The organism is Herbaspirillum sp. GW821-FHT09A12 (genome assembly GCF_059418325.1).
On the sequence record NZ_JBWKPR010000002.1, the window covers coordinates 861902 to 876820 of the forward strand.

The following is a 14919-nucleotide window of genomic DNA, read 5'->3' on the forward strand; positions in this document are numbered from 1 at the left end:
CGCTCAGAAGCCGATATCGTCCAGCGGCAATGAAGGATGCTCGCCGATGATCTTGAGCCGCCGGCCTTCCAGCAGCATGCGATAGAAATCGTCGGCCGGCACCGGGCGCGAGAAAATATAACCCTGCAGCTCGTTGCAGCCGGCGTCCTTGAGGAAGTTGAACTGCTTTTCGGTTTCCACGCCTTCGGCGATCACCTTGTGGCGCAACTGCTTGGCGATGCCGATGATGGCGCTGGCAATCGCGCAATCGTTGGTGTCGTCCGGGATGCCCATGGTGAACGAGCGGTCGATCTTCAGGGTATTGATCGGGAAACGCTTGAGGTAGGACAGGCTGGAATAACCGGTGCCGAAATCGTCGAGGGAAATCGTGATGCCCAGGCTGCAAATCTTTTCCATGATGGAAATCACGCGATCGGTGCTGTGCATCAGCATGCTTTCGGTGATCTCCAGTTCCAGCCATTCGCCGCGCAGCTGGTGTCGGCTCAACGCCGCCCGGATGCGGTCCGGCAGCGAACGGGTGAATTCGCGTGCGGTCACGTTCAGGGCGATGCGCATCGGCGCCAGGCCGGCATCCTTCCATGCGCGCGCCTGGTTGCAGACCGCATCCAGCACCCAGTCGCTCAATTGCACGATCAGGCCGGTCTCTTCGGCGATGGGGATGAATTCGCCCGGCAGCAGCAGGCCGCGCTCCGGATGCTGCCAGCGCACCAGCGCTTCGGCGCCGGTGATGCCGCCGGTCAGCATGTCCACCTTCGGCTGGTAGTACAACAGCAGTTCGTTGTATTCGAAGGCATGCAGGAGGCCGGTCTCGATGCGCAGCAGGTCCAGCGTGTTGCTGTTCATCTCTTCGCTGTAGTACGCGTAACCGCCCTCGTTGTTCTCGCCGCCCTGCTTGGCGCGATACATGGCGATGTCGGCCAGGCGCAGCAGGGTTTCGGTATCGCCGGCATCTTCCGGATACATGCTCACGCCGATGCTGGCCCCTACGCGCAGTTCATGGCCATCGATGAAGAACGGTTCGTCGAACAGCGCCAGCAGCTTCTGCGCGACGAAGCCGGGGTGGTAATCCTTGTCGATGTCGAACAGCGCCACCGCGAACTCGTCGGCGCCCAGGCGCGCCACCACATCCTGCTCGCGCAGCGCGCGGCGCAGGCGGATCGCCACCTCCACCAGCAACATATCGCCGGCCACATGGCCCAGCGTGTCGTTGATGGGCTTGAAGCGATTCAGGTCGATGAACATCACGCAGCCGTGCATACTGTCCTGCCGGGCTTCCAGCAAGGCCTGGTCGACGGTGCGCGTGAGCAGCGTGCGGTTGGGCAGGCCAGTCAGCGAATCGTAATAGGCCAGATGGTGGATCAGCTTCTCGGCGTTCTTGCGTTCGGTAATGTCGTTGAGGTAGCCGATCAGGCCGATCGGATTGCCGTGCTGGTCGCGCATGACCGATAGCGACAGGCTGGCCCAGAAGGTTTCGCCGGACTTCTTGCGGCGGCGCACTTCCATCTCGCGCCCGCCCTGCTCCAGGAACATATCGGCCAGCGAATCCTCTTCGTCTTCGTTCTCATAGAGGAACAATACGTTGCGGCCGATGGCTTCCAGCGCGGTATAGCCGAACAGTTGCTCGGCGCCGCGGTTCCAGCTGGTGATGAAACCGGCCGGATCCATGGTGATCACCGACTCGTGCATCTGGTTCAGGATCTGCGCCTGCTGCTCCAGCTTGGCCTCGATCTGGTCGAGCGAGCGGGCCCGTTTTTCGGTATCGGCCTGGCGCTGCAACAGGCGGCCGGTAAAGCCCGCCAGCATCGCCAGGCGCTGGCATTCCGGCTGGCTGTAAGTGGCGGCCGGATCGGGAAAGAGGTAATAGCCGAAATGCTCGCTCTCATATCCGACGGCCTGCTTGAGCAGGTCCCCTTCCGGCGCCGGACCGGACTGGTATTTACCGCCGGGGCGCTTCAGGAAACCGGAAGCGATCCCCCCGAGCGCGGCGGACAGCGCCGGCCCATGCAGGTTCTGCAGCGCGTCCAGCAATGCGGAACAACATGCCAGATCGTCGGTGCTGACGGAGGAGATCATCGGTTCAAGCCTCGGTGCTGACTCTGGTTGCCCAGCCAAAAGCCTCCAGCAGGCATTCGCAATACACCTTGGCGTCGAGGCCGGCGGCCTCCAGGTCGGCATGCCGCAGGGGGATGCGGCCGTATTCGGAGCGCTCCACCACATCCAGCAACTTGCCCAGCCGCCCGGTGCGAGCGGTCAGCGCATTGACGATATCCACCGGCAGCTTGAGCGGCTCGATGATGTCTTGCAGCGGCATGCCCAGCAGGATGTCGAGCAGCGAGAACATGCCGGTGATGAAGGCGCGGTCGAGCTCCTCGCGGGTGCAATCGACCCGCTGCGCCATCGACTCCATCATCGCCGCACGCGCTGCCGCGCGCGGCAACAAGGGATTGGCCGACTCGTCGCCGGGGAAGCGCGCATACAGCAGCAATTGCAGCCAGCGCTGCAACTGGCGCCGCCCCAGCAGGTTGATGGCCTGGGTGAAATTGGTGATATGCGCCGAGAAGCCGAAGGCGGCCGAGCTGACCAGCTTGAAGAGCTGGTAGGACAGCGCGGGGTCCTGCTTGAGCAACGACTCCAGTTCGCCCGCATCGGCATCGCGCGCGACCAGTCCCAGCAGTTTCAGGAGGCGCGCGCGGGAAATCGAATTCTTTTGCGAGAGGCGGCTGTCGGGATGCAGCGCATAGTCGCCGGAAAACCAGCGGAAACCTTCCGCGCGGCAGCGATCGAACTGGATCGCATCGCCGATGTTTTCCGCCAGGTGCGGTCCGCGCAGGCGGTGCAGCCACTGCACCGCGTCCGGCAACTGGCCTACGCTGGCGTCAAGCGCGATCGATTCGACAAACGGAAACATGGCCGCGCCCTGCGCGGGCAGGCCGTCGGCGATGATCGAAAAGCCGCGGCTGTAAAGCCAGTCCAAGGCATCGATCTTGCCGGGATCGACGCAATGCTCGACCGGCACACGCAGGGCGATCTGCCCTTGGGGAACGGGATGGGCGAACTCAGGCGCGAATACCGCAGGATCCCGGACCGGGATGATGCAAGTCAGTCCGCCCAGGGCGTCATGCAGCTTGAACTCGTTGAATAGACGGGACAGCAGTGCACTGCCATCCTCATCAATGGGTGAAATGTGCAGAGACAGTGCAGTCCATACGTGATGAACGTCGGCTACAGGCTGTAAAAACACGAGAGGAAAAGAGACGCTTTTATCCTGGACAGCCATATTCTTTTATCGTTGGCGCCCCTCTTTTTATTGTTTGAGGCGCTCATTCATGATGGAAAACCAGAATTATTTTCACAAATAAGAGTGAGTTCCTAGTTTCCCAACAGAATTCTTAATTAAATTCAAATTTTTCCAAATATACCTGATAAAAATGGCCTTGCAAGCAGGCTTTAATCCGACAGGAAAATTTCTTGCAAATCGTTAAGAAAACGCCGGCCCAACTCCGTTGGGCGGATCAAAGCGTGATCGCGATACAACATTCCTTTTTCCTCCGCCAGATCCAGCTGCTTTTGGATCTGGTTCAAGCCCATGCCGGTGCGTTCGGCAAACAGGTTCGGCGCAAACCCTTGCGTCAGGCGCAGTGCATTGAGCATGAATTCAAAACCCAGGGCGTCGCGCCCGATCTCGGCCTCTTCCTGGATCGGCGCGCCGGCGCGGATCTGTTCCAGATAGGTCTGGGGATGCTTGTAGCGCGCCTGGCGCACGATGCGATGCGGGAAGGACAATTTGGAATGCGCGCCGGCGCCGATGCCCAGGTAATCGCCGAATTGCCAGTAATTGAGATTGTGCCTGGCGCGCCGCTTGGGCTGGGCATAGGCCGACACTTCGTAGTTGGCATAACCGGCCGCCGAGGTCAGTTGCGCGATCATGTCTTGCATGTCGGCGCTGGCGTCGTCGTCAGGCACGGCCGGCGGGAACTTGGCGAACAGCGTGTTCGGCTCCAGCGTCAGGTGGTACAGCGACAGGTGCGGCGGCGCGAAGGCCAGCGCGGTCTCGACATCGGCGCGGGCTTCGGCCAGCGTCTGCGACGGCAAGGCGTACATCAGGTCGAGGTTGAAGTTGTCGAAGTTGGCGTGCGCAATCTCCACCGCCTTCAAGGCTTGCGCGCCATCGTGGATGCGGCCCAGCGCCGCCAGATGGCCGGCATTGAAACTCTGGATACCGATCGACAGGCGATTGATGCCGCTGGCGCGGTAGGAACGGAATTTTTCGGCTTCGAAGGTGCCGGGATTGGCTTCCATCGTGATCTCGATGTCGCTGTCGAACGGCAGCAAGGTGCGCACATCCGACAGCAAACGGTCCAGTCCGGCCGCCGACAACAGGCTGGGCGTGCCGCCGCCGATGAAGATGGTGGTGATCTTGCGGCCCCAGATCAGCGGCAGCGCCATTTCGAGATCGGTGCGCAAGGCGTCCAGGTATTCCTGCTCCGGGAAGCTGCCCTTGACTTCATGCGAATTGAAGTCGCAGTACGGGCATTTGCGCACGCACCAAGGGAAGTGCACATACAGCGACAGCGGCGGCAAAGCCGTCAGTTGCAGGCTGCCCGGCTTCAGGAAAGCCAGCGCGGCCTGGGCCGGGCCGCCCTGCGCCGGCCCGGCGGGTAGCTTGGCTGCAACCGGTTTGATCGGGATCATTTCAGCTTCTCTACCAATGCACGCAAGGCCTGCCCCCGGTGGGAAACGGCATTTTTCTCGGCCGCGCTCAACTGCGCGGCGGTCTTGCCCAATTGCGGCAGCAGGAAATACGGATCGTAACCGAAACCGCCCTCGCCGCGCGCGTCGGCCACGATCTCGCCCTTCCATACGCCATCGGCGATCACCGGCTGGGGATCGTCGGCATGGCGCACATAGACCAGCACGCAATAATAGTAAGCCGACTTGTCGGCATGCGCGGCCAGATCCTTGACCAGCCTGGCGTTGTTGGCGGCGTCCGATTTCGGCTCGCCCGCATAGCGCGCCGAATACACGCCGGGCGCGCCACCCAGGGCGTTGACGCATACGCCGGAATCGTCGGCCAGCGCCGGCAGGCCGGTCAGGCGGGCCGCGTGGCGCGCCTTGGTCAGCGCATTCTCGACGAAGGTGCCGAACGGCTCTTCCGCTTCCGGCACGTTGAATTCGCCCTGCGCGCGCACGTCGAAACCGATGTCGCCCAGCAGGCTGGCGAACTCCTTGAGCTTGCCGGCGTTGTTCGACGCCATCACGATCTTTTGCTTGGTATTCATACTTTGACTGAGTGGTATTGGCATGGCATTGCGCCGGTGCAATGAAAAACGCCATGTCGTCAGTGCAACATGGCGTTAACAGGTTCTTATGCGATGTGCGCATTGTAAAACGATTCACGCGCCACCGCAGGATAGCGGGCAATCAGAGGCCCAGCGCCTGCTTTTGCAAGGTATTGAGCGTGGCGATGCCCTGCTGGGCCAGGTCCAGCAGGCTGTTCAGGGTAGCGCGGTCGAATGCCGCGCCTTCAGCCGTGCCCTGCACTTCGACGAAGTGGCCGGCCTCGGTCATCACCACGTTCATGTCGGTGTCGCAGTCGGAATCTTCCAGGTAGTCCAGATCCAGTACCGGCACGCCCTGGTAGACGCCCACCGAGATGGCGGCCACGAAATGCTTCAACGGGATCGACGCCACCAGCCCGCGCGACTTGAGCACCGAAAACGCATCGTAAGCCGCCACCATGGCGCCGGTGATGGCTGCGGTGCGGGTGCCGCCGTCGGCCTGCAGCACGTCGCAGTCCAGGTGCAGCGTGCGTTCGCCGAAGGCGTCCAGGTCGAATGCGGCGCGCAATGCGCGGCCGATCAGGCGCTGGATCTCCTGCGTGCGACCGGACTGCTTGCCCTTGGCGGCTTCACGATCCATGCGCGTATGCGTCGAGCGCGGCAGCATGCCGTACTCGGCGGTCAACCAGCCCTGGCCTTTACCCTTGAGGAAGCCCGGCACCTTTTCTTCGATGCTGGCGGTGCACAGCACGCGGGTGTCGCCGAATTCGACCAGCACCGAACCTTCGGCATGCTTGGTGTAATGGCGCGTCAGGCGCACCTCGCGCAATTGCGAAACGGTGCGGGCGCTGGGGCGGTGGGATGATGTCATGCTCGGTCCTTGTCTGGTCTGCCGGAGGGATGGCGGCAATGGTAAAACCGCCAATGTCGATGTTTTGATAGCGCTTGGCTGCCAATCTTCTTTAAAATGCGGGATCCGATGAGGCGATGCCGCCCGGTCTACCGGCGCGGCGGCAGCAACCGCCGCAGCCGCATTTTGCAAAACCGGCATTGTAAAGGATGGCGGGCCGCCTGCGCGGCGCATCCGCAGCGCGCGGCATGGCATCCCACTCATCACCATGACCCGCCAACGCACGGCCGCCGACTGCGGCAAGCACCAACACACCGGAGCCAGAATTTGACCATTTACAGCATGACCGGCTATGCCGTCACCACCCGTGAAACCACTGCCGGCACGGTCACCGTCGAAATGAAGAGCGTCAATTCGCGCTTCCTCGACCTGCAGTTCCGCATCAATGACGACCTGCGCGCGGTCGAGCCGATGCTGCGCGAAGCCATCATGAGCCGCCTGGTGCGCGGCAAGGTGGAATGCCGGCTGAGCTTCGGCCGCAAGGTGGCGACCGGCAACACCCAGGCGCTCAATGCCGGCGTGGTCGGCAGCTTGTCCAACCTGCAAGACCAGTTGCGCGCCCAGTTCCCTGACGCCGCGCCGCTGTCGGTCAACGAGCTGCTGCGCTGGCCGGGCGTGATGGAAGAAGCCGAAATCAGCCAGGAAACCCTGCAGGCCGACATCCTGGCCGCCATGCAACAGACGCTGGCGGCCTTCATCGACACCCGCGCGCGCGAAGGCGCGGCGCTGCAAGCGGTGATCCTGGCCCGCGTCGACGCGATGGAAGCCATCGTGGCCCGCATCACGCCGCTGGTGCCGCAACTGATCGAGCAATTCCAGCAAAAGGCGACCGAGCGCATGAGCGAGGCGCTGGGCCTGGCATTGCAGCACAACGGCGCATCCACGCAGTTGCTCACGCGCGAAGAATCGCTGGAGCGCATCCGCCAGGAAGTCACCCTGTATGGCATCCGCATCGACATCGCCGAAGAACTGGCGCGCCTGTCGGCCCACCTGGCCGAGACGCGCCATATCCTGAAAAAAGGCGGCCAGGTCGGCAAGCGCCTGGATTTCATGATGCAGGAGCTCAATCGCGAAGCCAATACCGTCGGCTCGAAGGCGGCCATGAAGGAACTGGCCGACGCTTCGATGGAATTGAAGCTGCTGATCGACCAGATGCGCGAGCAAGTGCAGAATTTGGAGTGAGTGCAATGGCGGCTAAACGCCTTGATGCCGCTAATCCATTGGATTAGAATACATCATGCACGAGGTTCCACACGGCATCGCCGAACTGCCAACCTACCTCCGCCTGGCTGACAAGCTCCTGAGTGCGCAAGAACGCCAGGATTTAATCAGCTACCTGGCCGAACATCCCAAGGCCGGCGACCTCATGGAAGGCACCGGCGGCGTGCGCAAGCTACGCTGGCGTCGTGGCGCGCAAGGCAAGAGTGGCGGTGTGCGAGTCATCTACTATTACCACGATGACCTCATGCCGCTGTACCTGCTGACGCTCTTTGCCAAAGGCGACAAAGCCAACTTGAGCAAGGCCGAGCGCAACGAACTGGCCGGCCTGGTGAACGTGCTGGTGGACATCTGGAAAGGAAAGGCAACATCATGAGCAGCGCATTCGACAGCATCAAGCAGGGACTTCAAGAAGCCATCGTTCACGCCAAGGGCGACGAGCCTAGCGTACGCGTACATCGCCCCCGCGCAATCGATGTGAAGGCCGTGCGCGCCAAGGTGGGCATGACCCAGGAGCAATTCGCCGCCCGCTTCGGCTTTTCCACCGCGACCCTGCGGCACTGGGAGCGCGGCGACCGTACCCCGCACGGCCCTGCGCTGGTACTGCTCAACGTGATCGAGCGCAACCCGCAAGCCGTTATCGAAGCATTGGCCTGAGTCGCCGGATATCCCGTAACAGAGCATCCACGCCAGCGCCAGGCGCCGACCGACACAACAAAAAACACTGAGAATCACATGCCAGCTAAAACCCCTACTTCCGGCAGCCTGTTCATGGTGGTCGCCCCCTCCGGCGCCGGCAAATCGACCCTCGTCAATGCCCTGCTGAAGCAGGAACCGGCCATCAAGCTGTCGGTTTCCTACACCACCCGCGCGCCACGCCCGGGCGAGGAGCATGGGCGTGAATATTATTTCACCGATGCCAACGACTTCCTGAAACGCCAGGCCGAAGGAGAATTCCTGGAATGGGCCGAAGTCCACGGCAATTATTACGGCACCTCGCGCCTGATGATCGCCGACCAGATCGCCAACGGCACCGATGTGCTGCTGGAGATCGACTGGCAAGGCGCGCAGCAGGTCAAGAAGCAGTTCACCAACGCCATCGGCATCTTCATCCTGCCGCCTTCGATCGCGGCCCTGGAAGAGCGCCTCAAGAAGCGCGGCCAGGACGAACCGCATGTCATTACCCGCCGTATCCTGGCCGCTGGCGGCGAAATCGCCCACTCTCCGGAGTTCGAATATGTTATTATCAACCAAGAGTTTGCCGTCGCTTTGTCAGAGTTGACGGCGATTGTCCAAGCAGCCCGCTGCCGCTTTCCGCAGCAAGCTGCCCGCAACGCCTATTTGTTCACCCAGCTCGGCATCCACGCCACCTGAACGGCGTCCCGAACAAATCGGCGCCGGCATCGCTGCCAGGACATTCCACCCATTCCAAGCAAGACCGTCACACAGGAGTTTACATGGCCCGTATCACCATCGAAGATTGCCTCAAGCAAATCCCGAACCGTTTCCAACTGACCCTGGCCGCAACCTACCGCGCCCGCCAGTTGTTGCAAGGCCATACCCCCAAGGTTGACGCCAAGGACAAACCGACCGTTACCGCGCTGCGCGAAATCGCTGCCGGCAAGGTCGGTGTGGAAATGCTGAAAAAGGTTCCGGCCTGATCCTTGTCCGTCCATGAAGCTGATAACGGCAAAGCATGAGCCTCACCCCCACCGAATCCACGTTATCAGCAACTCCCAGCACCAGCACCAAACGAGCAGCCGGTTCCGGCCGCTCGCATTCCCAGAACGAAGCCAACCCCGCCGCCCATAGCGGCGTGGCGACGTTCGCCCATCTCACGCCCAAGCTCGAAGAGTACCTGACGCCTTCCGAATTGAAGAAGGTCAAGGAAGCCTATCGCTTTGCCGACGAGATGCACCTGGGCCAGATGCGCAAGTCGGGCGAGCCCTATATCTCGCATCCGCTGGCGGTGGCCGAAATCTGTGCCGAGTGGAAACTCGATGCGCAAGCCATGATGGCGGCCTTCCTGCACGACGTGATGGAGGACCAGGGCGTCAAGAAGGAAGAACTGATCGAACGCTTCGGCGCGCCGGTGGCCTCGCTGGTGGATGGCCTGTCCAAGCTGGACAAGATCGAATTCCAAAGCCAGGTCGAAGCGCAGGCGGAAAACTTCCGCAAGATGTTGCTGGCCATGGCGCGCGACGTGCGCGTGATCCTGGTCAAGCTGGCCGATCGCCTGCACAACATGCGCACGCTGGGCTCGATGCCGCCCGACAAGAAGCGCCGCATCTCGCGCGAGACCATGGAAGTCTACGTGCCCATCGCGCATCGCCTGGGCCTGAACAACATCTATCGCGAACTGCAGGAACTGTCGTTCGCCCATCTGTATCCGCTGCGTCACCGTACCCTGCTCAAGGCGGTGAAGGCCGCGCGCGGCAATCGCCGCGAAGTCGTGACCAAGATCATGGAGTCGGTCACCAGCACGCTGATCGCTGCCGGCATCCCGGCCCAGGTCGACGGCCGTGAAAAGACCCTGTACGGCATCTACCGCAAGATGCGCAACAAGCACCTGACGTTTTCCCAGGTGCTGGACGTGTATGGCTTTCGCGTGGTGGTGGACAGTTTCGCCAACTGCTACGTGGCGCTGGGCACCCTGCATTCGCTGTTCAAGCCGATGCCGGGCAAGTTCAAGGATTACATCGCCATTCCCAAGCTCAACGGCTACCAGTCGCTGCACACCACGCTGATCGGCCCCTACGGCACCCCCGTCGAGTTCCAGATCCGCACCAAGGAAATGCACCGCGTGGCCGAGTCCGGCGTGGCGGCGCACTGGCTGTACAAGGACGACGAAGGCAGCCTGACCGACCTCCAGCAGCGCACCCATGCCTGGCTGCAATCGCTCCTGGACATCCAGAAGCAGACCGGCGATTCGGCCGAGTTCCTGGAGCACGTCAAGGTCGACCTGTTCCCGGATTCGGTCTACGTGTTCACGCCCAAATCCAAGATCATCGCCCTGCCGCGCGGCGCCACCGCGCTGGATTTCGCCTACAGCATCCACACCGACATCGGCGACCAGACCACGTCAGTCATCATCAACCACGAACCGGCCCCGTTGCGCACCGAGCTGCATAACGGCGACATCGTCGAGATCATCACCTCGCCGACCTCGCGCCCCAGCCCGAACTGGCTCGGCTATGTCCGCACCGGCAAGGCGCGTTCGGCGATCCGCCATCGCCTGCGCACCGCCAACATGGTCGAATCGCAGTCGGTCGGACGCCGCCTGCTGGGCAACGCCCTGCACACGCTGGGCATCGATCCCGAACTGCCGGTGCATATCGTCGAGCGGCTGCTCAATGAGTCCAGCGCCAAGACCATGGATGACCTGTATGCCGAAATCGGCATCGGCACCCGTATGGCGCCGCTGGTGGCACGCCATATCATGGGCATGATGGATACCGGCACCAACGTCCCGCAGCTCGACCCCGAAGGCCAGATGCTGCCCAACAAGCCCGATCCGGTGGTCATCACCGGCAGCGAAGGCGCCTCGGCCCAGCTCTCCTCCTGTTGCATGCCCATCCCGGGCGACCGCCTGACCGGCTACCTCAAGCCCGACCAGACGCTGATCGTCCACACGCAAGAATGCGAGACCGCCAAGCGCCTGCACGAGAAGGAACCGGATCGCTGGATCGAGCTGGTCTGGGGCCATGACCTCAACCGCCGCTTCGATTGCCGCATCACCATCCTGATCCATAACCAGCGCGGCACGCTGGCGCGCATCGCCGCCGAGATCGGGGAATCGGACGCCAACATCGTGTCGGTCAGCATGGACGACGATGGCGGCTCCTCGATGAAATACCTGCGCTTCACCATCCAGGTCGAGGATCGCGTGCATCTGGCGCGCACCATGCGCGGCATCCGCCAGATCGACAGCGTGGCCCGCATCCTTCGTGAACGGGGCTGAGCCCTTAAAGCCCGTCCGTTACCGCCAAAACCAAACGCCCGCATTTGCGGGCGTTTGGCCGAAATGAAGCGCATCAGGCCGGTATCAGATCACCGCCTTTTCCACGCCCTCAAGTCCCTGCAATTCCGATCCGGCCTCCGCGCCGCCAGCCTCTGCGTCGCCAACCTTGCCCCGCTTGGCTTGCTCCTCCCGGGCGAAATGCTCCTGGCATACCTGCTCCCCCTTGTCGGCGATACCGCGCTCCAGCTTGTCGACAAAGAATTCGATCAAGGCGCTGACCGCCGTGGGAAGCTGGCGGCGGTGGACATACACGGCGTACAAGCCCATCGCATCGCGCTGGTAGTCCGGCAGGATATGCACCAGCGTGCCATTGCGCAGGTCTTCTGAGGCCAGCATGGTCGGCAGCAGCGCAATGCCAAGGCCGGTGCGCGCCGCGCGCAACTGTCCTTGCGCAGTGTTGATGCAGAGCCGCGGATTGACGCGCACGCTTTCCAGGCCTTGCGGCCCCTCCAGTTTCCAGGTGGTGTGGTGCGGCGCCTGCGATGCGGCCAGGCAGGCGTGGCCGACCAGATCGGCCAGCGTATGCGGCGTGCCGAAGCGCTCCAGGTAATGCGGACTGGCCACCAGGCCGCGGTGGCTGTCCACCAGCTTGCGCGCCACCAGGCTTGAGTCCGGCAAGACGCCGCCGCGAAAAGCCAGGTCGATGCCCTCGGCGATCAAGTCGGCGCGGCCGTCGCTGAGCACGAACTCAAGCTGCACCTTGGGATACAGGCGCATGAATTCATGCATCCACTCGATGGAGAAATTATCGAAGAAGTCGACCGGCGCCGCCACGCGCAGGCTGCCGGACGGCTCCCCGCTGCTCTCGGTCAGGCTGGCGCTGGCGTATTCGATGTCTTCCAGGCCCGGGGCGCAGCGCTCGAAGAACTCGCGCCCGGCGGCGGTCATATTGAGCTGGCGCGTGGAGCGCTGCAGCAGGCGCACGCCCAGTTCGGCCTCCAGCGCCTGCAGGCGGCGGCTGATGGTATTGGACGGCATGGCCAGCCGGCGGCCGGCCGCGGCAAAGCTGCCGGCGCGCACAACATGGACGAAAAGCCAGATATCGTTCAGATCAACCATCATCATTACCGGCAAAAATGGATCAGTGAAATGACATTCTCGCATCTACTGATGTAAATGAAAACTGGGTAAGCTTCTTTCATCGCCGCAAGCAAGGCCAGGGGCAGCCCCTGACAGGAAGCAACGATACCTCGAAACCGCTTCTCCCGCTGCCGGCGCCGCATTCCGCCCCTTCCCAAGGCATTCCCCTGGGCAATGAAGACAAACCGATGCCGTTGCCATACAGACAAGCGCAACAGCATGCCAACCGAAAGGAAAGACCATGAGCACCTTGCTGCATATCGACTCCAGCGCCCGCGCCAGCGCCTCCATCTCGCGCCAGCTGACCGCCTCCTTTGCCCAACAATGGCAGGCAAAGAACCCCGCCGGTCGCATCGTCCACCGCGACCTGGCCAGCGACGCGCTGCCGCATATCAGCGAAGCGCTGCTGGGCGCCTACTTCACCCCCGCCGAGAACCGCAACCCGCAGCAAGCCGAACTGATCAAGCAATCCGACCAGCTGGTCGACGAGCTGCTGGCGGCCGACACCCTGGTGATCGGCGTGCCGATGTACAACTTCGCGCCGCCCTCCACGCTCAAGGCCTGGATCGACCATGTGTTCCGCGCCGGCCGCACTTTCCATTACACCGAGAACGGCCCGGTCGGACTGGCCACCGGCAAGAAGGCCATCGTGATCCTGTCGCGCGGCGGCATGTATTCCTCAGGCCCGATGGAAGCGCTGGATTTCCCGGGCAAGTACATCAAGAGCGCGCTGGCCTTCATCGGCATCACCGACGTCGAGCTGGTGGTGGCCGAAGGCGTGTCGATGGGCGACGAGTCCGTCAAGAATGCCCTGGCCAGCGCGCAGGAAAAGATCGCCGCGACCGTCTGACCCGCCATCGCAGGTTGGTCGCCATCGGGGCGAACCGTGCGCAGCGGTTCGCCCCGATTTCATTTCCCGCAGCCAGGCCGCTGCGGATTCAGGATCAGTGGCGCCCCAATCCCTTGTGCATGCGGCGCAGCCCCAGCCATACGCAAGCCGCCACCAGCGGCACCGCCAAGCCCGTGGCGAGGTCGGGATTGACCGCCAGGCCGGCCGCCTTGGCGGCCTTGCCGGCGTAGCCGATCAAGCCGATCACGTAATACGAGATCGCCGCCACCGACAAGCCTTCGACCGCTTGCTGCAGCTTCAACTGCTGCGCGGCGCGCGCATTCATCGATTGCAGGATCTGGCGGTTTTGCTGCTCCTGGACGATGCCGATACGGGTGCGCAGCAAGTCGTTGGTGTGGGCGATGCGCTCGGCCAGCGCTTCCTGCCGGCGCGCAACGGCCTGGCAGGTATTCATGGCAGGCGCCAGCCGGCGCTCCATGAACTCGCCGATAGTCGGCACGCCTTCGATACGCTGCTCACGCAACTCTTCGATACGCGCCTGCACCAGCTGGAAGTAAGCCTGGGACGCCGAGAAGCGGTAACTGTTTTCCAGCGACCGCTTTTCGATGCGCGCGGCCAGCCCGGTGATCTTGCGCAGCATCCGTTCATCCTCGGCATGCTCCTCGGGAGTGCCACCCATGGATTGCTCGGACTGCACCATGGCCGCGGTCAAGGCCGCCAGGTCGCCTTCGATCTGGTTCAGCAGCGGCCCCGATTGCTGGGCGTGCGGCAGACCCAGCAAGGCCATCATGCGGTAGGTCTCGATCTCCAGGATGCGCTGCGCGAGGCGGCCGCCCTGCAGTTCGCGCAAGTCGATGTCGCGCACCACGAAACGGCTGAAACCATCGGACTGGATCTGGAAATCGGTCCAGATCTCGCCGCCCTGCAAGACCTTGCTGGAACTCAGCAACTTGCCTTCGAAGATACGCTGCATGCTGCGCGCGGTATCGGCAAGGTCGTCGGCGCCGGGTTCGACCACCACATGCACCGCCACCATCAGCTTGCCCTGCAGCGACAGCAGCCATTGCTGGGGAATGTGCGACAGCGGCGCGCGCACGAACGCTTCGGCAGTCGACAGCGGCTCCTCATGGGCTTGCGCGAACGTGTAAGTGGCGAATTCGGTATGGCACTCCCATTTCAGGCGGAAGCGCCCGAAGTCATGATAAAAATGCTTGGCTTCGGCGCCCGGCGCCACTACGCCGAAATGGGTGCACAGCGCTTCGAGCAGCGCGTGCTGCGTCTTGGCGTGCTGATTGCCGTTGCCTTCCTCGCGCACATAGACGGCCAGATGCGTGAGCGTTTCGGACTGCGTCAGTTGCAGGAACGGACGCGAATGCACCTCGGCCGCCAGGACGATGCGCTGGGGATGGTTCAGGCTGGCATAGACGATAGACATGGGTTTTCCGCAGATGATGTTGAATACTGGCTTGGCGCCGTTGCACGCATGCGAAAAGCATGCCGGGAACGGCGCACGTTATTTTTTGCCGGTGCTTGGATGCCGGCCCCGAGCGTGTTCGCCGCG

Annotated in this window: 14 protein-coding genes; 7 read left to right on the plus strand and 7 right to left on the minus strand. The window is 62.6% G+C overall.

Going from position 1 to position 14919, the window contains the following annotated elements:
* Positions 1-3: 3 nt before the first annotated feature.
* The 5 genes from AC07N6_RS08890 to rph all read right to left on the minus strand — a co-directional run bounded on the left by AC07N6_RS08890 (position 4) and on the right by rph (position 6150).
* Positions 4-2073 carry a putative bifunctional diguanylate cyclase/phosphodiesterase gene (locus tag AC07N6_RS08890; protein WP_494779944.1) on the minus strand — a complete coding sequence of 690 codons (2070 nt, stop codon included), beginning with the start codon at positions 2071-2073 and terminating at the stop codon, positions 4-6.
* Positions 2074-2077: 4 nt separating this feature from the next.
* On the minus strand, positions 2078-3277 hold the full coding sequence (locus AC07N6_RS08895) for an EAL and HDOD domain-containing protein (protein WP_494779945.1): 1200 nt from the start codon (positions 3275-3277) through the stop codon (positions 2078-2080).
* 170 nt (positions 3278-3447) lie between these two features.
* Positions 3448-4692: a radical SAM family heme chaperone HemW gene (hemW, locus tag AC07N6_RS08900; RefSeq protein ID WP_494779946.1), complete on the minus strand. Its 1245-nt coding sequence runs from the start codon at positions 4690-4692 to the stop codon at positions 3448-3450.
* Positions 4689-5279, minus strand: a complete 591-nt coding sequence (gene rdgB, locus AC07N6_RS08905; RefSeq protein WP_494779947.1) for an RdgB/HAM1 family non-canonical purine NTP pyrophosphatase — start codon at positions 5277-5279, stop codon at positions 4689-4691. Before rdgB ends, hemW begins: the two co-directional genes overlap by 4 nt.
* Positions 5280-5421: 142 nt before the next feature.
* The gene (gene rph, locus AC07N6_RS08910; protein ID WP_494779948.1) at positions 5422-6150 is read right to left on the minus strand and encodes a ribonuclease PH; all 729 of its coding nucleotides are present in this window, start codon (positions 6148-6150) and stop codon (positions 5422-5424) included.
* 306 nt (positions 6151-6456) lie between these two features.
* Between rph and AC07N6_RS08915 the strand changes: the two genes are divergently transcribed.
* The 6 genes from AC07N6_RS08915 (at position 6457) to AC07N6_RS08940 (ending at position 11368) form a co-directional block, all read left to right on the plus strand.
* A complete protein-coding gene (locus tag AC07N6_RS08915) occupies positions 6457-7371 on the plus strand; it encodes a YicC/YloC family endoribonuclease (RefSeq protein WP_494779949.1) in 915 nt (304 codons plus the stop codon).
* A gap of 55 nt (positions 7372-7426) precedes the next feature.
* Positions 7427-7783, plus strand: a complete 357-nt coding sequence (locus AC07N6_RS08920; protein WP_494779950.1) for a type II toxin-antitoxin system RelE/ParE family toxin — start codon at positions 7427-7429, stop codon at positions 7781-7783.
* Positions 7780-8064 (plus strand): helix-turn-helix domain-containing protein, encoded by a 285-nt coding sequence (locus AC07N6_RS08925; protein ID WP_494779951.1) that lies wholly within the window; start codon positions 7780-7782, stop codon positions 8062-8064. The genes AC07N6_RS08920 and AC07N6_RS08925 overlap by 4 nt, the downstream gene beginning before the upstream one ends.
* 78 nt (positions 8065-8142) lie before the next feature.
* Positions 8143-8781, plus strand: a complete 639-nt coding sequence (gene gmk / locus AC07N6_RS08930; RefSeq protein ID WP_494779952.1) for a guanylate kinase — start codon at positions 8143-8145, stop codon at positions 8779-8781.
* Between the two features lie 83 nt (positions 8782-8864).
* On the plus strand, positions 8865-9068 hold the full coding sequence (gene rpoZ / locus AC07N6_RS08935) for a DNA-directed RNA polymerase subunit omega (protein WP_050466556.1): 204 nt from the start codon (positions 8865-8867) through the stop codon (positions 9066-9068).
* Positions 9069-9103: 35 nt separating this feature from the next.
* Positions 9104-11368, plus strand: a complete 2265-nt coding sequence (locus AC07N6_RS08940) for a RelA/SpoT family protein (protein WP_494779953.1) — start codon at positions 9104-9106, stop codon at positions 11366-11368.
* A gap of 84 nt (positions 11369-11452) precedes the next feature.
* Here the strand turns inward: AC07N6_RS08940 and AC07N6_RS08945 are convergent, their stop codons facing one another.
* Positions 11453-12487, minus strand: coding sequence for a LysR family transcriptional regulator (locus AC07N6_RS08945; RefSeq protein WP_494779954.1), 1035 nt, complete (start codon positions 12485-12487; stop codon positions 11453-11455).
* A gap of 262 nt (positions 12488-12749) precedes the next feature.
* On the opposite strand from AC07N6_RS08945, the gene AC07N6_RS08950 reads away from it, so the two are divergent.
* Positions 12750-13358: an FMN-dependent NADH-azoreductase gene (locus AC07N6_RS08950; protein WP_494779955.1), complete on the plus strand. Its 609-nt coding sequence runs from the start codon at positions 12750-12752 to the stop codon at positions 13356-13358.
* A gap of 94 nt (positions 13359-13452) precedes the next feature.
* On the opposite strand, the gene AC07N6_RS08955 is transcribed toward AC07N6_RS08950, so the two are convergent.
* On the minus strand, positions 13453-14793 hold the full coding sequence (locus AC07N6_RS08955) for a DUF3422 family protein (RefSeq protein ID WP_494779956.1): 1341 nt from the start codon (positions 14791-14793) through the stop codon (positions 13453-13455).
* Positions 14794-14919: the final 126 nt, after the last annotated feature.